The organism is Streptomyces flaveus (assembly GCF_014647675.1).
Classification (GTDB): Bacteria; Actinomycetota; Actinomycetes; order Streptomycetales; family Streptomycetaceae; genus Streptomyces; species Streptomyces flaveus.
In genome coordinates this window covers 549,858-571,703 of sequence record NZ_BMPQ01000001.1, presented here as the reverse complement: position 1 = coordinate 571,703, position 21,846 = coordinate 549,858, and the positions used below count along the sequence as shown (strand labels likewise).

General features: G+C 66.8%; 11 protein-coding genes. 3 read left to right on the top strand and 8 right to left on the bottom strand.

Features of this window, described 5'->3' with window-relative positions:
* Positions 1 to 47: 47 nt before the first annotated feature.
* The 7 genes from IEZ21_RS02280 to IEZ21_RS02250 form a co-directional block, all read right to left on the bottom strand.
* Positions 48 to 1,856 (bottom strand): IucA/IucC family protein, encoded by a 1,809-nt coding sequence (locus IEZ21_RS02280; RefSeq protein WP_189320177.1) that lies wholly within the window; start codon positions 1,854 to 1,856, stop codon positions 48 to 50.
* The gene (locus IEZ21_RS02275; protein ID WP_189320176.1) at positions 1,853 to 2,416 is read right to left on the bottom strand and encodes a GNAT family N-acetyltransferase; all 564 of its coding nucleotides are present in this window, start codon (positions 2,414 to 2,416) and stop codon (positions 1,853 to 1,855) included. The genes IEZ21_RS02280 and IEZ21_RS02275 overlap by 4 nt, the downstream gene beginning before the upstream one ends.
* Positions 2,413 to 3,720, bottom strand: coding sequence for a lysine N(6)-hydroxylase/L-ornithine N(5)-oxygenase family protein (locus IEZ21_RS02270; RefSeq protein ID WP_373302152.1), 1,308 nt, complete (start codon positions 3,718 to 3,720; stop codon positions 2,413 to 2,415). Before IEZ21_RS02270 ends, IEZ21_RS02275 begins: the two co-directional genes overlap by 4 nt.
* On the bottom strand, positions 3,704 to 5,146 hold the full coding sequence (gene desA, locus IEZ21_RS02265) for a lysine decarboxylase DesA (protein WP_189320175.1): 1,443 nt from the start codon (positions 5,144 to 5,146) through the stop codon (positions 3,704 to 3,706). Before desA ends, IEZ21_RS02270 begins: the two co-directional genes overlap by 17 nt.
* Before the next feature lie 185 nt (positions 5,147 to 5,331).
* Entirely contained in the window at positions 5,332 to 6,189 is an 858-nt protein-coding gene (locus IEZ21_RS02260; RefSeq protein WP_189320174.1) for a siderophore-interacting protein, read from the bottom strand.
* A 63-nt stretch (positions 6,190 to 6,252) separates the two neighbouring features.
* Positions 6,253 to 7,299 (bottom strand): ABC transporter substrate-binding protein, encoded by a 1,047-nt coding sequence (locus IEZ21_RS02255; protein ID WP_189320173.1) that lies wholly within the window; start codon positions 7,297 to 7,299, stop codon positions 6,253 to 6,255.
* Between the two features lie 329 nt (positions 7,300 to 7,628).
* Positions 7,629 to 8,309, bottom strand: a complete 681-nt coding sequence (locus IEZ21_RS02250; protein ID WP_189320172.1) for an adenylate kinase — start codon at positions 8,307 to 8,309, stop codon at positions 7,629 to 7,631.
* A gap of 273 nt (positions 8,310 to 8,582) precedes the next feature.
* Here IEZ21_RS02250 and IEZ21_RS02245 point away from each other — a divergent pair, with 273 nt between their 5' ends.
* Positions 8,583 to 9,404 carry a MerR family transcriptional regulator gene (locus IEZ21_RS02245; RefSeq protein ID WP_189320171.1) on the top strand — a complete coding sequence of 274 codons (822 nt, stop codon included), beginning with the start codon at positions 8,583 to 8,585 and terminating at the stop codon, positions 9,402 to 9,404.
* A gap of 208 nt (positions 9,405 to 9,612) precedes the next feature.
* Here the strand turns inward: IEZ21_RS02245 and IEZ21_RS02235 are convergent, their stop codons facing one another.
* Positions 9,613 to 10,191: a maltokinase N-terminal cap-like domain-containing protein gene (locus IEZ21_RS02235; RefSeq protein WP_189320170.1), complete on the bottom strand. Its 579-nt coding sequence runs from the start codon at positions 10,189 to 10,191 to the stop codon at positions 9,613 to 9,615.
* 689 nt (positions 10,192 to 10,880) lie between these two features.
* Between IEZ21_RS02235 and IEZ21_RS02230 the strand changes: the two genes are divergently transcribed.
* Entirely contained in the window at positions 10,881 to 14,696 is a 3,816-nt protein-coding gene (locus IEZ21_RS02230) for a LamG-like jellyroll fold domain-containing protein (protein WP_189320169.1), read from the top strand.
* A gap of 122 nt (positions 14,697 to 14,818) precedes the next feature.
* Positions 14,819 to 21,838 (top strand): polymorphic toxin-type HINT domain-containing protein, encoded by a 7,020-nt coding sequence (locus IEZ21_RS02225; RefSeq protein ID WP_246567215.1) that lies wholly within the window; start codon positions 14,819 to 14,821, stop codon positions 21,836 to 21,838.
* Positions 21,839 to 21,846: the final 8 nt, after the last annotated feature.

Genomic DNA, 21,846 nt, shown 5'->3' with positions numbered 1-21,846 from the left:
CCCCTGGGACCGTACTTGAGGGCGCCCGCCTGCTTGTGGGGCTGCTGCTACAGCCCGGCTATGGGGTTCTTCAGATTGCCGACGAGCTGGAGCGCGCCCGCCGGGTCGGCGAGGTCGACCATCTGCTTGTTGTTGCGCAGCTGGAGCCGGTTGAGGCAGGACAGCGCGAAGTCCGGCGCGAACATGTCGTACTGCCGGAACTTGTCGGCCAGTTCGGGCGCGGCTGCCTGATAGTCGCGTACGCAGTCGGCGACCGTCCGCCAGAAGTCGGTCTCCTCGATGACGCCCTCGTCGGCGAGGTTCGCGGCCAGGAAGCGGAAGAAGCAGTCGAAGACGTCCGTGAGGATCGACAGCAGCTTCTTGTCCTCGGGCACCTCGACGCGGATCCGCTCGACCACCGGCGGCAGCACCGCGTCCGGGTCCATCACCGCGATCTCCTCGGCGATGTCCTTGTAGATCACGCGCTGTACGACGCCGTCCTTGAGGACGAGGATGACGTTCTCGCCGTGCGGCATGAACACCAGGTCGTACGCGTAGAAGCTGTGCAGCAGCGGCGTGAGGTACGCGTGCAGATAGCGCCGCAGCCACTCCACGGGCGTGAGGCCCGAGCGCTCGATCAGCGCCGCCGCGATGGACGCGCCGTCATGGTCCACATGGACGAGGGAGGCCATGGTGGCCAGTTGCTCGCCCTCCTGGAGGGAGGGGACCGGGCTTTCGCGCCACAGGGCGGCGAGCATCTTGCGGTACGGGGAGTAGCGGTCGGTGGCCGCCTCGTACTCCAGGTGCCGGTAGCCGACGGCCGCGCGCTCGCGGATGACCGACAGGCCGGTGGACTTCAACACCGGGTCGTTCTGCACGAGTTGGGCCAGCCAGTCGTTGATGGCCGGCGTCGCCTCCATGTACGCGGCGGAGAGGCCGCGCATGAAGCCCATGTTGATGACCGACAGAGCGGTCTTCACATAGTGCTTCTCGGGGGCGCTCTTGTTGAAGAACGTCCGGATCGACTGCTGGGCCAGATACTCGTCGTCACCCTCACCCAGGCACACCAGGTGCTGCTGGGCGACCTCGGCCGCGAAGGTCACGGAGAGTTTGTTCCACCACTGCCATGGGTGGACGGGAATGAGGAGGTAGTCGTCCGGGTCGAGACCCTTTTCGGTCAAGGTGACGGAGAACCGCTTCAGCGTCTCGTCCCCGAGCTCGGACCGCAGCAGCGACTCGTAGTCGATGCCGACGCCCGCCGTGAACGCCGCTCGCGAGCGGTGCGCCGCCAGCCAGATCAGCCGTACGGGGCTCGCGGTCTCAGGGGCGTACGAGAGGTACTCGTGGACCCCGAAGCCGAGCCGCCCGTTGTTGGCGACGAAGCAGGGGTGGCCCTCGGTCATCCCCGTCTCGATCTCCTGGAAGCCGCTCCTGGCGAGCTCGGCGGAGGTGAGCTGGGGCTTGGTGAGCTTGTAGCAGGTGCCGGAGAGGGTGGAGGAGATCTCCTCCAGATAGACCGGCAGCACCTCGTCGCTGAGGCCGAGGGACTTCTTCAGCTCGATGAAGAACTCCAGGGCGTGCAGGGGGAGTTGACTGCCGTCGCGGTGCCGGGTGATCGACTCGGCGTCGACCTGCCAGTGGTCGAGGGCGCGACGGGCGGCGGTGAAGCGGTAGCGGGTGAGGCCGTCGTCGCTGCGTACGACGTACGAGCCGTCGTCGGTGGCCTCCGGCGTGAGCAGCCGCTCGTGGGCGAACTCGGCGAGGGCCTTGCGGATGAGGAGGTGGTTGGCGCGTGTCCAGCGCTCCGGCGACAGGTGCGCCACTGCGTCGGACAGATGCGGTCCGGTTGCGGTTGCGGTGTCGGTGGTCAGGGTCATATCGCCACTCCTCGAGAAGCCAGGCTGTGCTTTTTAAAGAAGTGCGCCCGCGTGCAGAAGGACAGCAGCGCGCGCTTCTCCGGCTTCTGGATCTCGCGTACGGGCACAAAGCCGACGGCCTCGTTCAGCGCGTGCACGGCCGTGTTGCTCACGTCCGGTTCGACGACGATCCGCCGGGTGCGCGGGTCGGCGAACAGGGACTCCATCACCGCGGTGATCACGGCCCGGGTGAAGCCGTGCACGGGCGTGTCCGTCGGCGCCACCAGGAAGTGCATGCCGACGTCGCCGGGCTCGGGCTCGTACAGGCCGACGAGTTCGACGTACCGCGGGTCGTAGCGCTCCATCAGGAACGCCGGCTCGCCGTCGTGCAGCCCGATGAACGCGTCGTGGTGCTCATGGGCGGCGATCCGCATGTACTCGCGCTCCACGTCCTGGAGCCGGGCGCCCTGCATCAGCCAGTAGGCCGCCTTGGGATGGGTCACCCAGGAGTGCAGCAGCTCGGCGTCGGAGAGCGGGTCGAGGGGGCGCAGCGAGAGCGCCCCGAGAATCGCAGTGCTCATACGGCGAACTCCTGGAAGGCGATGGTCTTCTCGACGGGGTAGTACTCGCTGCCGAGCAACTCGCGGATGATGTACGCGTTGCGGTACGCGCCCATGCCGAGGTCCGGTGACGTGATCGAGTGCGTGTGGACGCCCGCGTTCTGGAGGAAGATGCCGCGCCCGGTGGTGTCGATGGCGTAGTTGCGGGCCACGTCGTGGTTGCCGTGCTCGTCGTAGAGGATCCGGTCGCGTACGGGCTTCAGGAACTCCGGTTCCGCGTACTTGTAGCCGGTCGCCAGGACCAGGCCCTCGGAGTGCAGCTCGTAGTCCTTCTCCTGCTCCTCCTGACGCAGGCCGAGGGTGTACGTGCCGTTCTCGTAACTCGCCCTGCTCAGGGAGGAGTTGGTGAGCAGCCGGGTGGGAACCGGGCCGCCGAGGTTCTTCTGGTAGAGCAGATCGAAGATCTCGTTGATCAGCTCACCGTCGATGCCCTTGAACAGGCCCTTCTGCTCCGACTGGAGCCGGTAGCGGGTCCGCTCGGGCAGCGCGTGGAAGTAGTCGATGTACTCCGGGGAGGTCATCTCCAGCGTGAGCTTGGTGTACTCGAGCGGGAAGAAGCGGGGCGAGCGCGTGACCCAGTTCAGCCGGTAGCCGTGGACGTCGATCTCGCTCAGCAAGTCGTAGTAGATCTCCGCGGCGGACTGACCGCTGCCGACCAGGGTGATGGACTTCTTCGCCTGGAGCTCCTGCTTGTGCTGCTGGTAGCGGGAGTTGTGGATGAAGTCCCCGCCGAGGCCCTGACAGGCCTCCGGTATGTACGGCGGCGTTCCGGTGCCGAGCACGAGGTGGCGGGCGCGGTAGATCTCGCCGGCCTGCGTCCGTACGACGTAGACGTCATCGGCGTACGTGACCTCGGTGACCGTCGTGTTGAAACGGATGCTGGAGAGCTGCCCGGCGGCCCAGCGGCAGTAGTCGTCGTACTCGACGCGCAGCGGATAGAAGTTCTCGCGGATGTAGAACGTGTACAACCGCCCTGAGGACTTCAGGTAGTTGAGGAAGGAGTACGGGGACGTCGGGTCGGCCAGGGTGACCAGGTCCGACATGAACGGCGTCTGGAGATGTGCGCCCTCCAGGAACATCCCGGAGTGCCACTCGAAGTCCGGCTTGGACTCCAGGAAGACGCCGTCGAGTTCGGTGATCGGCTCGGTGAGGCAGGCGAGGCCGAGGTTGAAGGGGCCGAGGCCGATCCCGATGAAGTCGTGGGTCTTCGCGGGGGATTCGGGAAGCGCGGATTCAGGAAGCGCGGATTCAGGAAGCGCGGTCAAGGGACTCTCCCAGGTACTGCTCGGCGTGGCCGGCGATCAGGTCGAGTACGGCGGCGATGTCGTCCGTCGTGGTCTCGGGGTTGAGCAGGGTGAACTTCAGGTAGTGGCGGCCGGCGACCTTGGTGCCCGCGACGACCGCGTCACCGGAGGCGAACAGGGCCTTGCGGGCGTACAGGTTGGCGCGGTCGATCTCGGCCGGGTCGGTGACGGATGCCGGGATGTAGCGGAAGACGAGGGTGGACAGCGACGGCGCGACGACCACGTCGAAGCGCGGGTCGGCGGCGAGCAACTCCCAGCCCTCGGCGGCGAGTTCGCAGACCTCGTCGAAGAGCTCGCCGATGCCGTCGGCGCCCATCACGCGCAGCGTCATCCACAGCTTGAGCGCGTCGAAGCGGCGGGTGGTCTGCAGGGACTTGTCGACCTGGTTGGGGATGCGCTCCTGCACCATGCGGCGGGGGTTGAGGTACTCCGCGTGGTACGTGGCATGCCGCAGCGTGGCCGCGTCCCGGACCAGCACGGCGGATGAACTCACCGGCTGGAAGAAGGACTTGTGGTAGTCGACGGTGACGGAGTCGGCGCGCTCGATGCCGTCGATGAGGTGGCGGTTCTTCAGGGAGGTGAGCAACCCGCAGCCGTACGCCGCGTCGACGTGCAGCCAGGCGCCGAACTGGTCGCACAGTTCGGCGATCTCGGGCAGCGGGTCGATGGAGCCGAAGTCGGTGGTGCCCGCGGTGGCGACGACGGCCATCGGGATCAGCCCGTCGCGGCGGCAGCGCTCCAGCTCGTGGGCGAGCGCGACGGTCTGCAGGCGCTTGTCGTGGCCGACGGGTATGGAGACCACGGAGTCCTGGCTGAGCCCGAGGAGTTTCGCCGACTTCTTGACGCTGAAGTGGCTCACCTCGGAGGCGAAGACGCGCAGTTTGGCGTACGAGTCGGTCTTGGCCTCTTCTCGCGCCAGGAGCAGCGCCTGGAGGTTGGACTGGGTGCCGCCGGACGTGAACACGCCGTCGGCGGCCGGGCCGAGGCCGATGCGCTCGGTGGTCCAGTCGATGAGCCGGCGCTCGATGAGGGTGCCGCCGGCCGACTGGTCCCAGGTGTCCAGCGAGGAGTTGACGGCGGAGAGGACCGCCTCGCCGACGACGGCGGGGATCACGACCGGGCAGTTGAGGTGCGCGAGATAGCGCGGGTGGTGGAAGTAGATCGCGTCGCGCAGGTAGAGCTCTTCGAGCTCGTCCAGGGCCGCTGTGGTGTCGAGCAGCGGCCGGTCGAGGTCGACCTTGTCGATGCGCGGCGCGAGGGCGTCGACCGTGACGCCGGTGAACGGACGGTCGGTGGTGGCGAGTTTGGCCGCCACCCGCTCGATTCCTTCGGTCACGGAGCTGCGGTACCGCTCCGCGGTCGTGTCATTGAGCAGGTGCGAGCGCATGGGGGGTTCCTCCGGGGACAGAGAGGGTGTGGGGCGCGGTGTTCCTGAGAGCGTGTGGTTTAGGTAAGGCTAACCTAACTTCTTGGCTCTCGCTCGTCCCTCATGTCCCTTTAGTTGCACGTATGGCGACGTTTGGTGGCTGTCCGTGAGGGATGGATCACTCTCCTTGGATCACCCTCCCTGGGTCACTCTCCTTGCTCGAGCCGCTGGTCCTCGGTCAGCCCGAGCCGCCAGTAGCCGACGAACCTGACCCGCCGGCGGTCGATCTCCCGCTCGCGCACGAGATGGCGGCGCAGCTCCTTCACACAGCCGGCCTCGCCCGAGATCCAGGCGTACGGGCTTTGTGCGGGCGGGAGTTGGGCGGAGCGGATCGCGTCGAGAGCCATGGGGGAACCTTCGTCGCGTACGAGCCAGGTGATCTCGGCGTCCGCGTCGGTGCTCAGCTCCAGACGGTCGCCCGCGTGCGGGACCTCCAGCCAGACGCGGGCTCTGGTCCCGGCCGGCAGCGACTCCAGGATGGCCGCGGCGGCGGGCAGGGCCGTCTCGTCCGCCCACATGAGGACCAGATCGGTGTCGGCGGGCGGACGGAAACGTATCGCCCCGTTGTCGGCGACCGCCGGGCCGATCAGGGCGACACGGTCACCGGCCTTGGCGTCGGCGGCCCAGCGGGAGGCCGGGCCCGCCGGGGTGGCGGCCCCGGGCTCCGTGCCGTGCAGCACGAAGTCGATGTCGATCTCGGTGGTCAGCCCCTGCGCGTCGCGGCGCAGCGCCCGCAGCGTGTACGAGCGCATCACCGCCCGTACGTCGTCGGGGATGCCGAGGTATGCCTCCCGCCAGCCCTCGCCGTACTCCAACGGCAGGACGGGCTTCTCCTGTCCCGGGTGCGGCAGGAAGAGCGAGAGGCTCTGGTCCAGGCCGTCGGAGGCGAAGGCGCGCAGGTCGCCGCCCGCGAAGGTGACGCGGACGAGAGACGGGCTGAGCCGCCTCGTCCGTACGACCTGGAGGGAGAAGATACGGTACGGGGCGGCTACGGCCGTCGTCATGCGTGCTCCTGAGTTCTCGTCAGGGGGCGGGCTTTGTTCGGCAACGCCGACGGGTCAGGCGGGTCAGGCGACCTTCTTGGCCTTCTCGATGGCCGTGGCGAGGTTCTCGAGGATGGGCGCGCACTTGTCGTAGGACAGGATCGGCTCCGGGTCACGTGCGATGACCTGACCGGCCTTCACGGCGGGCAGCTGCTTCCATGTGCCCTCGGTGATGTCGGCGGGCTGGATGGCCGAGGTGCGGTTGTCCATCAGGATGAGATCCGCGGGGTACTTGTCGACGTTCTCCCAGCTCAGGTTCTCGAACCAGCCGCCGCTGGCCTTCAGTACGTCGGCGGGGGGCTCGACGAAGTTCACGCCGAGCGCCTTGAAGTACTCCAGGTCGATGGAGAGGTTCGAGGTGGAGACGTAGAAGATGTCCTGGCTCGCGGAGCCGGCCAGCACCCTGATGCCCGGGTTGGCCTTGACGGCGGCGCGTACCTTGGCGGAGGCGTCCTCGAAGCGCTTCTTGGCGGCGGTGACCTTGTCGGCCTTCACGTCGGCGCCCAGCGACTCGGCGAGCTCCATCATGCGCTGCAGCGGCTCGGTCAGCCGGCGGTCGTAGACGGAGATGCCGACGCTCGGGGCGAGGGCGGCGATCTTGTCCTTGGACTCCTCGGGGACGTACCAGAGCGTGCCCGCGTCGTCGAACATCGTGGTGATCAGCACGTCGGGCGCCAGGGTGGCGTACTTCTCGACGTTGAACTGGCCGAACTCGTTGCCGAGAATGGTCACCTTGCTGATGTCGAGGTCGCCGGCCTGTACGTCGGCCTTGCCGTCCTTGGTCTCGGTGGGGCCGAAGACGCCCTTGACGGCGATGCCGTAGTCGTGGAGCGCGGCGGCGACGCCGGTGAACGCGACGATGTTCGCCGGGACCTTGTCAGTCTTGACGGTCTCGCCGCGGTCGTCCTTGAAGCTCCAGGGGCCGGACTTGGCGGACTCCGTCGAGTCCGCAGAACCACCGCTTTGCGCGTCGTCATCGCCGCAGGCCGCGAGGACAGCGCCGAGGCCGAGGGCGCCGCCCGCGGCCAGGATGCCGCGGCGGGTGGGGTGGGCGGAACGGGCGTTGAACATGGTGGTGACTGCTTTCGCACAGGGCGGATCGCCCAAAGGACAGGTTCCAAGGTAGGTTAGCCTAACCTTACGAAGCGTCCAGGGCGCGGGTCTCACCTGCGGAAATGCCCGAAGCCGCCCGCGTCCGCGCCTGTGCGGACCCTGTGCGGCTCGGATGCGGACCGGTCGTCGCCCGGGTGCCGCCGGGGTGCCGCCGGGGTGCCGCGAGGGTGTCGGCAGGGTGGCTTTTCAGCCCGCCAGACCCGACTCCCGTGCGATCAGCATGCGTTGGACTGCGGCTCTGGAGCGGAATCCAGGGACGGCAGCCCCGCACCTTCCCAGCGGAGGGGTCAACAGCCCGACGCGCCGGAGGCATCGACCTGGCCATGGCCGATCGCGATCAGCGCGCGGTCCAGGACCTCCTGGACCTGGCCGAGAGCCGAGATTGTGGTCACCAGACCCGGGGCCTGGTAGTGGTCGACGACCGGCGTCGTCTCGCTGCGGTAGACCTCCAGTCGCGTACGAACAGTTGCCTCGCGGTCGTCATCGCGCTGGTACAGCTCACCGCCGCAGACGTCGCAGGCTCCTGCCACTTCAGGCGAGCTGTAGTCGACGTGGAAGATGTGTTCGCGATCCCGACGGCACAGCCGTCGTCCAGCGATCCGCCTGACCACCTCGGCCTCGGGAATCTCCAGGTCGAGCACGGCATCCAGCCTCGACTCCGAGTCGGCCAGGATGCCGTCCAGCGCCTCCGCCTGGGCAAGATTGCGGGGGAAGCCGTCCAGCAGGAATCCGCGCTCGGTGTCCGGGCGGGCAAGGCGCTCTTTGATCACCTCGATCGTGACCTCGTCCGGTATCAGAAGGCCGGCGCGCATGTGCGTGTGGGCGCTCTGCCCGAGCTCGGTGCCCTGGTCGATGTGCTCGCGGAACAGGTCACCGGAAGAGATGTGCTGGATCGACAGATGCGCGGCAATGCGCACCGCCTGCGTGCCCTTGCCGGCTCCGGGCGGCCCGATCAGGAGGATGCGCATCGATGAGGTGTCCCTTCGTCATGCGTGGCCAGGGCCAATCCCAGGATTCGAAGTAGCTGGGCGTCGTGACTGCGTAGACGCCCTTTGTGCATTCCGGCAGATGGTAGGCACCGTAAGGTCTTTTCGCCTGGGTGCCCAGGTGTTTCCGTGGCGTACCCCGGGATGCCGAACGGGTGCGGGCGCTTGAGTTACCGTCAGCGTGGCTGTCGCGTGCCGGGCGGGAAGTGGCTTGTTGACCCTCACACCGTGTCAGGCGCTGAACTCGGAGACATCATGTTCACCATCGGAGACTTCGCCCGGCACGGCCGCGTGTCGGTCCGCATGCTGCGTCACTACGACGCCACTGGACTGCTACGCCCGGCCCACGTCGACCCCGCCACCGGCTACCGGTACTACTCGGCTGCCCAGCTGGCCCGCCTCAACCGCGTCATCGCGCTGAAAGACCTCGGCCTGACCCTCCAGCAGGTCCAGCAGATCCTGGACGAGAAGGTCACCACCGAAGAACTGCGCGCCATGCTGCGGCTGCGGCGAGCCGAGTTGGAGATCGCAATGGCCGCCACGGCGGCGCGGCTGGTCCAGGTCGAGGCGAGGCTCCGGTCGATCGAGAGCGAGGGGCACATGCCCACGAACGACGTCGTCCTCAAGAACATCCTGGCGATCCGGGTGGCGGAGCTGACCGCAACCGCCACGAGCTACGAGCCCGAGGACATCGGCCCGGTCATCGGGCCGCTCTACGACGAGCTGTTCCGGCGCCTGGACACGGCCGGGGTAACGCCTGCGGGGCCCGGTGTCGCCTATTACGAGGACGCCCCGGAAGGCGGTGGCAGGATCAGCATCCACGCCGCCGTCCAGGTCGCAGCCCCGCTCCAGGACGGCGCCTTCCGGGTGCTCGACCTGCCGCCCGTCGACCAGGCGGCGACCATCGTGCACCGCGGCTCGATGGACACCGTGCTGCCCACGGCCCAGGCGCTGGCCTTCTGGATCGACGAAAACGGGTACCAGTCAGCCGGATACCCCCGGGAGATCAGCCTTGAATGCCCGGACAACCGCAACGACTGGGTGACCGAACTCCAGGCGCCGGTGATCAAGCCCTGAGACCCAGGGCCATGGTCCCGGGACAGGCCCCCACGGGATCGAGCATCATGGCCGGGCAGCCGGTGGTCGCAGTTGTCCGCGGCTGCCCGGCCGTAGTTTGGTGAGCTTCTGGTAGCAGGTCAGCGCGGCGGCGAGACCGAGGAACGCAAGGAAGTGAGTGCCCTTTCGCTCGTACCGGACGGTGAGCCGGCGGTATCCGCGCGACCTCTTACCGCGGCGCGACGGCCGCGAGTACGCCCCGTGCAGCCGTTCCGTCTGGCCAGGTCCACCCGGCGACTAGGCGTCCGGACGACCTCTGCGTGGCCTCCGCCGACCGCAGGACGCGGTTGACCTGAACGTCAAGCCCGTCGTCAGGGCCAGTTCCGTGCACGGTGACGGTCGGGTCAGGGGTGTCGCTCCTGCTCTGGTGCTGCGGCATCGCCTCGCCACGCAGGAGGGCGCGCAACTGCGCCATCACCACCGGGTCGCGGACACCGTCGTAGATCCACCGGGTGCCGAGCACCCCATGCTCAGAGGTACCGATCAGCGCCTCGCCGGGAACGTTCTCCAGCGCCGCACCGCGGTAGCCCATCGGCACCAGATACGCCACCGGCTCCTGCGCGGTGGCGTCCACCACGACCATGAACTCGATCCCGACCGCCCCCTCCGGATCGTCCAAACGGAACCCACCGGCCTTAACCAGTTCCGGCGTTTCTGCGTCGCCCACGTACCAGCTCTGCTTCGGCAGCCAGCAGGTGAGCAGCTCCAGCTTGGTGGGCGTCATGGTGGTGCGGTGGATGGAGGCCATGCGAGCTCCCTCACGCGTAGGTCTGGGCCCGTCCTCCAACGGGATGTGATCGAACCTATAGGAAACGGCTGTGCTTCCCGAGCAGCGGCGAGTGACCTCGCGGACCTCCCCACGCTATGAGGGTCGATTGCGGTTGGAGGTCGCCGACGCCAACAACGATCGGCCCGCGCCCAGGGAGGCGCAGACTGATGAGGAGTGCGGGCGTGGCGTCGCTCTCGTCGCCCACACGACCGCGCCGCCTCAACCGCCGCCCCCATGGCCGCCCGCGTCTTCTCATCGAGCAGTACGCTCGGCGCCTCCTCGATGATCTTCTGAGGGTGAAGCTAACGGTGGAGTTCTGCTGGCGGTCCTCAGCGCCGTGGCCATCGGGCACATGGTCTACCGGGTGTGGAACACCGAAGTGTCGGCCGCCGGGCCGGGTCACCACCGCTACACCCAGATGATCCATCCCCGGGAGACTGCCCACACGCCTGGACCCGCCTGCGGACCTGGATGCGAGCAGCTCGCGGTCGGGGGTGCTGATCAGGAGGCGTCAGCCCGTCGACCCCAAATCGTGATCACCTTCGTCGTTGACATGTACGCCCCATGTGCGAATAAGGTGCATCACCTTTGAACTTGTTGTGACTCCCGGTGAAATTGTTGCGACTCCCGGGTGGCGACTTCGTGGAGTGCGGGGGAGGGTCCGGGGAATGAGTGTGCCCGTGCGGCGCCGTGGTGTCGGCAAGGTGCGTGTGACAGCGCTTGCTGTTGCGGTCGTCGGCAGTCTGCTGTCGCTGGGAAGCGGCGGCGCGGCCCATGCCTCCGCTCTGTCGGACACCGCCACGACGGCTGAGGCCAAGGACGTCGTTCCACCGGCCGCGCTGTCCGCAGCGGCTCAGGCCGCACAGGCCGGGGAGCCGGTCGAGGTCTTGGAAGAGCGCACCGCGTACTCCCAGGTGTTCGCCCAGCCGGATGGCGGCTTCAAACTGACCCAGTCGACCACTCCGCAGCGAGTGGAGGCTTCTGACGGGTCGTGGAAGCCGGTCGACCCGACGCTGGAGAAGCGGGCCGATGGCCGCATCGCACCCAAGGGTGCCGTGGTCGACCTCTCCTTCTCCGGCAAGGGCTCCGGTTCCGACATGATCCGGATCGGGGACCGCGATGGCCACTCACTCACCCTGGGGTGGGGCAACGAACTGCCGGAGCCGGTCCTGGAAGGGGACACGGCCACCTATCGCGAGGTATTTCCCGGGGTCGATCTGCTTCTGACCGCGACGCCCGAGTCCTACCGCGAAGTGCTCGTCGTCAAGACCCCGGAAGCGGCGGCAAGTCCCGCACTGGACAAGGTGGTCCTCGAAGTAGAAAGCAGAGGGCTGGAGGTCAGGCCCACTGTCGGCGGCGGCCTGGTGGCGGAGAACAGCGACGGGGTGGAGGTGTTCACAGGCCCACCGGGACGGATGTGGGACTCCGCAGGCGGAACCCAGGCCACGGGAGTCCAGACCATGATGGGCGCAGCCGCGGATGAGGACGGAGAAGACGATCCGACCAACCCGGCTGCCGGTCCGGGAGACGGCAGTGCCTCTGCCGTGATGCCCGTACAGGTTGGAGACGACACCATCGCCGTTGTGCCCGACGACGAGGTGCTGAAGGGCGAAAAGACCGTCTACCCCGTGTACATCGACCCTGCGGTCGGAGTGGGACACACGTACCGCACCGTCCTGTCCTCCGACGGTGACGACTTCTGGATGTTCGACGGGGCGGGCTACGGCATCGGCCGGTGCGGCTACAACTCCGAGGGCGCGTGCACTACCGGTGCCTGGTACACGAACCGGATGTACTTCCAGTTCAACTCCGCGAGCGCACTGCGCGGCAAGTACGTGATCGACGCCACCTTCCGGGCTTATGAGACCTGGTCGTTCGACTGCAACCCGGCCTGGGTGGACCTGGAACGCACGGATGGCATCTCTTCGGGCAGCAGCTGGCCGGGGCCGGGCGGGCCCAAGGCGGACAACGGCTGGGACCAAGTCGGTGACAGATACGTCTCGGCCGGCCGCGGCACTGCTTGTTCTCCGGAGCAGCAGAACGCGTGGATCGAGTTCAACGACAACCCGGACGAGCCCGACGAGAACCTGAAGTCCACGGTGCGGAACTTCGCCGACGGCAAGATCGACAATCTGACACTCATGCTGAAGGCGAAGGACGAGTCGGACGTCACCGCCTGGAAGCGGTTCGACGACAACGCGGAGCTGGAGGTGGAGTTCGCCTACCAGCCGGGCGTGCCCACCCGGTACGGAGTGTGGCCGGGCAACCCTGGTGGCGATCCGGACGACGTGCAGTGCTCCACCTCCTCGGGCAATCCAGCGATCGTGACCCGGGCCACTCCCTACGTGCAGGCGGCGGTTCAGACCAAGGTCGAACACAACGCGGGCAGTTCGGAGGGTGATCTGCAGGCCGAGTGGGTGATGGAACGTAAGCAGACCGACGGTACGTGGGCGAAGAACTGGAGTGCCTACAGACCTACTTCCGGCTGGGACTCGGACGGCACCATCGAAACCGCTCAGGTCTCGTCGCTGGCGGACAAGGCCCTGTACCGGGTCAAGGCGCGCACCCAGTCGCACTGGCACTACGCCGCGACGGGAGCGTCCGGGGACCTCTTCTCCTCGTACACACCCTGGTGTTACTTCAAGGTCGACTCGGAGAGGCCGAAGACGCCCGTGGTATCCGTGGTGCAGAACGGCGTCTACTCACTGTGCTCGACCGAGGACTGCGCCGCACAGGGCGGCCCGGGCGTCAGGGGCAAGCTGCACTTCGCCCAGAACTCCGGGGACAACGACGTCGTGAAGTTCGAGTGGCGACTGCCCGGAATGACCAAGACCGACTTCATCACCGGTGCCAGCGTGGACGAAGAAATCGTTCCCTTGCTGGCCGGCAGACAGACTCTGCATGTACGCGGCTGGGATGCCGGAGGCTCGGGGGAATGGGCCTACGTCAAGATCAAGGTGGCAGCCGGCCAAGGCGCGGTCGGGCGCTGGCACTTCGACGACTATCCGTCCGGATCGCAGGAGAAGCTTGCCAAGGACACGGCCACCGAAGGCAGTGTCCGGCACAACGCGACGATGTACACCGACGGGACGGGGTTCTCGTCGCTGGCCCGTCGTGGAGATGCCGACCAGTCGCTCTGGCTGGACAGCTCCGACCCCGCCAAGCAGCAGGGTTATGCCGCGACGTCCACGCCTGCGATCAACACGACCGACTCATTCACTGTTTCGACCTGGGCGTACCTCACCGACGCCTCGGTGAACAGAGTGATGCTGGCCCAGCCCGGCAGCGCGGCGAACGCGTTCGCGCTGTACTACTCGTCGTCTTACAAGGCATGGGTGTTCAACCGTACGGACCAGGACAAGACGAGTCCGGTGTTCATCCGTTCCATCGCCGAGAAGCAGAATCCGCAGCTGAAGGTGTGGACGCATCTGGCGGGTGTGTTCAAGACCGAGGGCGACGACGGCCTGCCCGACACCGATCCGACGAACGACACCATCCAGCTGTTCGTCAACGGCCAACCACAGGGTGACCCGGTCAAGTTGTCCGCTACGGCGTCCAGCTACCAGCCCTGGTCGGCGTCTGGCGGACTGCAGTGGGCACGCTCGGTCAAATCCGGTGTCGGTGGAGAGTTCTTCCGGGGCCGTCTCGATGAGACCGCCGTGTGGCAGCGCGCACTCACCGAAGCCGAGGTACGCGGGGAAGGCGAGCTGCGCGAGAACGAGGCCGCGGCAACCGAGCTGATGGCGGCCTGGGACGCCTCCGCCTCCACGGGCACAACGCTGGCCGAGCAGTCGGGTTACCCGTTCGCGGGAATGACGCTCGCCGGCAACGCCAAACTCGCGGAGGCACCGCAGTTGCTGACCTTGGACGGCGCCAACAGCTTTGCCTCCACGACCGGGCCGGCGGTCGATGAAACGGGGTCGTTCACCGTCAGCGCCCTCGCACGGGTGGACTCGGCCAAGCTGGTCGGCAAGGCGGACGGCTACACCGTCACCGTCGCCAAACAGAAGATCGGCAACGAGGCGTCCTGGGCGCTGAAGCTGGTCAAGCTGGCCGACGACGTGGACGGCGACGGCAAGCCGGAATGCCTGTGGCGTTTCGAACGGGCCACAGTGGATGCCACCGGAACGAAGGCCTCCGAGACTCAAGTGTTGTCCACTGCCCTGGCCGTGCTGGACGAACTGGTGCACATCACCGGGGTGTACAACGCGGCCGAGGATTTCGCCGACGGTGATGCGACCCGATTCGGCAAGCTGCACCTGTTCATCGGCGCGGAGGAGCAGGTGGACGAGGCCACTCAGCCGAACTTCTCCGAGCCCCAGCAGGGCACCGGCGAACTCGCAATCGGCCGTGGCCACACCGATGGCGCACCCAGTGAGTACTTGCCCGGTGCGGTGCAGGAACTGCGGATCTGGGCCGGTTCCATGGAGAGCCGCCAGATCGCCGAACGGGTCCTCGGGGACCCGGCGCCAACCACTGGCTAGCCGCAACTTCGATGCGGACACCGCCTCGGGCGCTTACGCCCGAGGCAACACATGAGCAGGGACGCACATCCACGCACCATTCCGGTGCGGGTCAGACGATGACGACGGGGCTGGAGAAGGTCGTGAAGGCTGCATACCGGGCGGGTCGCAGGCGCTGGACGGGGCGCGCGGCAGCGGTTCTTGCGTTGGCAATGCTGCCGAGCCTGCTGACACAAGCCGAGTTCCAGGCTGAGGCACAGGACAAGCCGCTCGGTCGCCCGGAACTGCCTGCTCCGCGCGAGGCCGATCTGAGTACCGCCAAGCCCAAGCCGGACAAGAAGAGTGCAGCCGCTCTGAAGAAGGCGGAAGCCGCTGACAAGGTTGCGGCACAACGCGCACGCAACGAACAGTCCGCCGACTCGGTGTGGCCGAAGCCGGGCACCGTGACGGTGAAAGTGCCTGCCACTGGAGTTGCCCGCGCCAAGGCAGGATCGCTGCCGGTCAGCATCGCGGCCCCGAAGTCCAAGCGTTCCGGAGTCGCCGACGAGGTGACCGTCACGGTTCTGGGCCGCAAAGCGGCAAGAGCAGCCGGAGTCGACGGGGTACTGCTCACCGTCAGGGGCAACGAAAAGGGCGGAGCCCGACTGGCCGTGAACTACGACAAGTTCGCGGTCGGAGGCGGGGACTTCGGCGGTCGGCTCCGTCTGGTTCAGTTGCCTTCCTGCGTCCTGACCAGTCCTGACAAGCGCACCTGCCGTGTCCAGAAGGAACTGCCCTCCGTCAACAACCGCCGGGAAACCCGGGTGACCGGCGACGTCAGCCTTCCGCAGTCGGCGGCCGAGGTTTCGAGGACTGACCGCTCGGCTTCCCCAACAGCTTCCCGGACGAGCCAGGCGACCGTGCTGGCGGTCACCGCCGGTGCCGCCTCAGGGCTCGGTAACTACAAGGCCACCCCGCTGTCGGCCTCTTCCACTTGGGAGGCAGGTGGTTCCTCCGGCTCGTTCACCTGGAGTTACCCCCTGGGCGTCCCCGCCCCGGCGGCTGGACCGAAGCCGGACCTCGCCTTCTCGTACGACTCGAGCAGCGTCGACGGGCGCACCGCGAACACCAACAATCAGGGATCGCTGGTGGGAGAAGGGTTCGACCTGACCTCCTCCTACATCGAGCGCAAGTACGGCTCGTGCGACGACGACGGCCAGACGGACAAGTTCGACCTTTGTTGGAAGTACACCAACGCCTCGCTCGTGCTCAACGGCAAGGCCTCCGAGCTGGTCAAGGACGACACCAGCGGTGAGTGGCGGCTGAAGAACGACGACGCGTCCAAGGTCGAGCACCTGACCGACACCGCCCTCGGCAACGGCGACAGCAGCGGCGAGTACTGGCGTGTGACCACCGGCGACGGCACCCGGTACACCTTCGGCCTGCACAAGCTGCCCGGCGCACCGAGCGGCGAGCGCACCAACTCCGTGTGGACCGTGCCGGTCTTCGGCGACGACGAGGGCGAGCCGGGTTACGCGGGCGGCACCAGCTTCGCCGGGCGGTGGGACATCCAGGCCTGGCGGTGGAACCTCGACATGGTCGAGGACACCTACGGCAACGCCATGACCTACTGGTACGCCGCGGAGAAGAACTTCTACGCCAAGAACGGTGTCGACTCGCCAGGCACGGAATATGTGCGTGGCGGCTACCTCAAGGAGATCCGTTACGGCCAGCGCGCCGGCGCCCTGTTCAGCGCCACGCCGGCCGCATCCAACAAGGTCACCTTCTCCGTCGCCGAGCGCTGCCTGGCTGCCTCTCCCGGCTGCGACACCCTGGACGAGGAACACCGCACCAACTGGCCGGACGTGCCCTATGACGCGATCTGCAAGGAAGGGGACGCGTGCACCGGCTTGAGCAGCCCCACCTTCTTCACCCGCAAGCGGCTGACCGGCGTCGAGACGTACTTCTGGAACACCAAGCTCAGCACCCCGGCCTTCGACCAGGTCGACTCCTGGAAGCTCAAGCACCTCTACCTCGACCCGGGTGAGGTCGGCGACTCGTCGGACCAGTCCTTGTGGCTCGACGAACTGCAGCGCACGGGGACGTACGGCACGGACATCTCGCTCCCGGCCCTCAAGTTCGGCCACCAGATGTTCAAGAACCGTGTCGACGGCACGGCTGACAACATCCTGCCGCTGGGCAAGCCACGCCTGTCCACGGTCGTCTCCGAGACCGGTCAGCAGACCACGGTCGACTACATGCCCGCCGAGTGCACCGCGGGCATGACCAAGCCGGCCGAGGACAAGAACACGAAGCGCTGCTACCCGGTCTACTGGTCGCCCAACGGGGGTTCCGTCCCTCAGCTCGACTGGTTCCAGAAGTACCCCGTATCCGATGTACGCCTCGCCTCCGCTTACGGCGGCACCCTGGCAGTCAACCACCACTACGACTACTCCGGCGGCGGCGCGTGGCACTACAACGACGACCCCATGACGCCCGAGAAGGAACGCACGTGGTCCGTCTGGCGGGGCTTCGAGAAGGTCACGCACACCGTGGGCGACGACACAGGGCCGAAGTCCAAGGACGTCACCGTGTACCTGCGCGGTATGCACGGCGACAAACAGAAGGACGGCTCCACGCGTACCGCGGAGGTCACCGGGATCAAGGCCCCGAAGATCACCGACCTGGACCAGTACGCCGGCCAGACCCGTGAGCAGGTCACCTACGAGGGCACCGACGAGGTCTCCGGGAAGATCAACGATCCCTGGTCGAAGAAGACCGCCACGCAGCACAAGTCGTACGCCGACACCGAGGCCTACTACGTACGCACTCAGGCCAGCCACGCCCGTACCCGAGTGACGTCCGGCGTCAGCCCTACGGACAAGACGCGTACCACGCAGACGACCTTCGACGACTACGGCATGCCGGAGACGGTCCAGGACTCCGGCACGGAAGCCTCGGGTGACGAGGTCTGCACCCGGACCTGGTACGCCCGCAACCCCACCGCGGGACTCACCGCGTTGGTCTCCCGTGAGCAGACGGTCGCCAAGGCGTGCAGCGTGGCCACGAGCGTGCTCGACCTCCCGGCCGACGACTCACGTCCTGGTGACGTCATCGCCGACACCGCCACCTCGTACGACAGCACCACATGGTCGGCGACCCAGGTGCCCACCAAGGGCGCGGTTCGCTGGATCGGTCGCGTCAACCGCTATGACGCATCGGACAACCCGGTCTGGGAGAAGGTCACCGAGACCGAGTACGACACCCTCGGCCGCGCGACCGCGGTCACGAACAACCTCGGGAACCGAACCCTCACCACCTACACCCCGACGGCAGCCGGTCCGCTGACCCAGATGGAGGTCCTCAACGCCAAGGACCACAAGACGGTCATGGTCATGGACGCCGCCCGCGGCCTCCCGGTGAAGACCACGGACCCCAACAACCGTGTCACCGAGCAGGCCTACGACAGCCTCGGCCGGCTGACCGAGGCGTGGCTGCCCAACCGGTCCCGAGTCCTGAGCCAGGGCGGCAACTACAAGTTCGGCTACAGCATCTCCAACACCGCCCCGTCGTGGCTCTCCACGTCGACGCTCGGCAAGACCCAGTACAACACCGGCTACGAGATCTTTGACGCGCTCCAGCGTCCGCGTCAGACCCAGGCCCCCTCACCACGCGGTGGCAGAGTCGTCAACGAGACCCTGTACGACGACCGCGGCCTGGCGGTCGAGACCAACGCCGACCTGTGGGACTCCACCGCCCCGTCCGGCACGCTCGTCGGCACGGCAGGCGGCTCGGCTCCGCTGCACACCGACACCAGCTACGACGGGACCGGCCGGCCGACCCAGGTGGTGACCAAGACCTACAGCACCACCCGTTGGACCACGACGACCAGCTACACCGGAGACTCCGTCACGACCACCGCACCCGTCGGCGGCAACGCCGTCACCGTGGTGAGCAACCTGCTCGGGCAGGTCACCGAGAGACGCGAGTACCCCAACCCCACGGTCACCGGCACGCCGGCCACCACCAAGTTCACCTACGCTCCCGGCGGTCAGACCAAGACCCTCACCGGCCCGGATCAGAAGCAGTGGTCCTACGGCTACGACCTCAAGGGCCGCCCCACTACGGTGACCGACCCGGACAGCGGCACCACGACGTCGACCTACACGAGCGTTGACCAACTGGAGACCAGCAAGGACGCGGAAAACAAGAAACTTGTCTATGGCTACGACGTGCTCGGCCGCAAGACAGACCTGTGGCAGACCGACAAGACGGACGCCAACAAGCTCGCCACCTGGACCTTCGACACGGTCACGAACGGCAAGGGCTATCCGGCCAACGCCATCCGCTACGTCGGCGGAGTCGCCGGCAAGACGTACACCCAGAAGATCACCGCCTACAACAGCCTCTACCAGGCCCTGTCCTCGGAAGTGCAACTGCCCGCAGCCGCCGATGAGCCTCTCGTCGCCGCGGGAGTCCCGCAGACCCTGAAGTTCGAGACGGCCTACAACGTCGACGGCACTGTCCAGTACTCCCGCGAGCCCGCCGTCGCAGGCTTGCCCACCACCGGCGCGCAGTCCTACGAGCAGATCGACTTCACCTACAACCCCCTCGGCATGCTCGACACCGCCAAGGGCGTCACCGGCTATCTGCTCGGCACCACCTACACGCCCGTCGGCATGCTGGAGCAGCAGACCCTGGGCAGCGACTCGGCCGGCAAGAAGGTCTACGTCGCCAACCAATACGAGGATGGCACCCGCCGCCTGAGGGAGTCGGACGTCACCACCGACACCCATAGCTACATGGTGCAGGACCTCAGGTACTCCTACGACGATGCCGGCAACATCACCGCCATCTCGGACACCGCGACCTGGCAGGGGACCTCCCAGGCGGACCACCAGTGCTTTGCCTACGACGGTCACCGGCGTCTCACCGAGGCCTGGACCCCGAAAACCGCGGACTGCGCCGCTTCGGGCCGCACGACGTCGAACCTGGGCGGGGCTGCACCGTACTGGTTCAGCTACACGTACAACGAAGCCGGTCAGCGCAAGACCGAAACACAGCATGGCCTCTCGGGCAACACCACGATCAATTACGGGTACGGCACCACCGCCGGGCAGCCGCACCCTCTGACGAAGGCCGAGACCACGGTCCCGGGAAGCTCGACTCCCACCACGCAGACCTACGCGTACGACAAGACTGGCAACACCACCACCAGACCCGGCACCCAGGCGACGCAGACCCTGCTGTGGAACAGCGAGGGCAAACTCGCCGAAGCCAGTCAGCCTGCTGCCGGAGGCAAGCCGGCCACCAACACCAAGTACGTCTACGACGCGGATGGAGAACTCCTCATCCGCCGCGCCGGCACTACGGACGGGGAAACCGTGCTGTACCTCGGCGCCACCGAGGTGAAGCTCACCGTCTCCAACAGCGGTGTCAACAAGGCTCTTTCCGGTACCCGCTACTACGCCGGAGGCGCCATACGAACCGTCAGCCCCGGGAAGAGCGAACTCTCCTTCCAGGCGGGTGACCACCACGGCACCATGAGTCTGACCGTCAAGAACGACTCGACCCAGACCGCCACGCGCCGCTACCTCACCCCCTTTGGAGCCCCTCGCGGCGACGAGCCCAGCACCTGGCCGGACGACAAGGCCTTCCTCGGCAAGCCCGCTGATGAGACAACCGGGCTGACCCATGTCGGGGCCCGCGAATACGACCCGGCCATCGGCCAGTTCATCAGTGTCGACCCTGTGCTCGACAGCAATAACGCCTGGTCCCTCAACGGCTACGGCTACGCGAACAACAGCCCCGTCACACAGTCGGACCCGACCGGTCTCTTCTGCGACGGCTGCAGCGTGGACAACCCGGACTCGGTCTGGACACCGGAGCACGGGCCTGGCTGCACGCACACCGCCTGCTACGACAGGGACGGAGAGGTCCTCTACGAGATCGACCACAGCGGGAGCACAGGGAGCACAGGGGGCGCAGGGAACAGCGCCAGCAGCGGCCAGACGGCGAAGCAGCCCGAGATCATCCCTGGCGTGCCCATTCCCACCGAGGAAAACCTCCGCAACCGCGGGTACGACCCCTGGGGAAACCAGACATACACCCAGCTCCTCATGAAGTGGTCCGAGGGCTGGTGCCTGTCAGACCCGGGAGGTGACATCTGCGGCGCCGCTAATGCGTTGGGATGGATCAAGCCGACGCAGGACTTCCTGGAACTCATAGGCGTACGCGACGCGATCCGCTGCGCCCAGGGAAGCGTGAGCGGTTGTGTATGGACGGCGGTGGGGCTACTGCCGGTGGGGAAGCTGGCAAAGGCGGCGAAACTCGTCAAGAAGGGCGACAACGCCGCTGCGGAGGCGCTGTCCTGCGTGAAGAGGAGCTTCCTGCCTGGCACCCAGGTACTCATGGCCGACGGCACCACCAAGGACATCGAGGACCTGCGGGTCGGTGACGAAGTCCTGGCGACAGATCCCGAGACGGGCAGAACCTCGCCCCAGAAGGTGACCGCTGAACTGCTGAGCGAGGGCGTCAAGAACCTCGTAAAGATCAAGGTTGAAGATGAACTGGATGGTCAGCAGACGCTGACCGCCACCGACAACCACCCCTTCTGGGTACCGGAGTCGCGCCTGTGGGTGAACGCCGGCGACCTCAAGCCCGGGCAGTGGCTTCGTACCTCTGCCGGAACCCTGGTCCAGATCAAGGCGATCAAACGCTGGACCCAGATCGCCCGCGTGCACAACCTGAGCGTCGCTGGTCCACATACGTATTACGCGCTCGTCGGTTCTCAGCCAGTGCTCGTACACAATGCGGGAAGCGTGGGAATTTGTCCGGTAAGCGGGATTGACCATGGAGATCTGGGCGCATTCGCGACGCGTAACAGGCTGGCGTCCGAGGGGTACCAGAACATCACCAGCGAAGTGAGGTTCTTGGACGGCAATGGGGACGTCTTCATAGCCGACTTCATCGCAAGGAGGCCCGACGGCAAATGGGTGGCGGTAGAGGTCAAGACCAATACGGGGTCGCTGACACCTAATCAAACCGTTGGGTATCCCCAACTTACGAGGAGTGGGGCCGTGTTGCAGTCGAGCAAGCTGAAGCAGCACGGTTTCAAGAAGGGAGATACCGTCCGGATGGAAACGGTCGAAATTGATCACTGGCTCTGCCCGGACTGTAAGTAGGTTATATC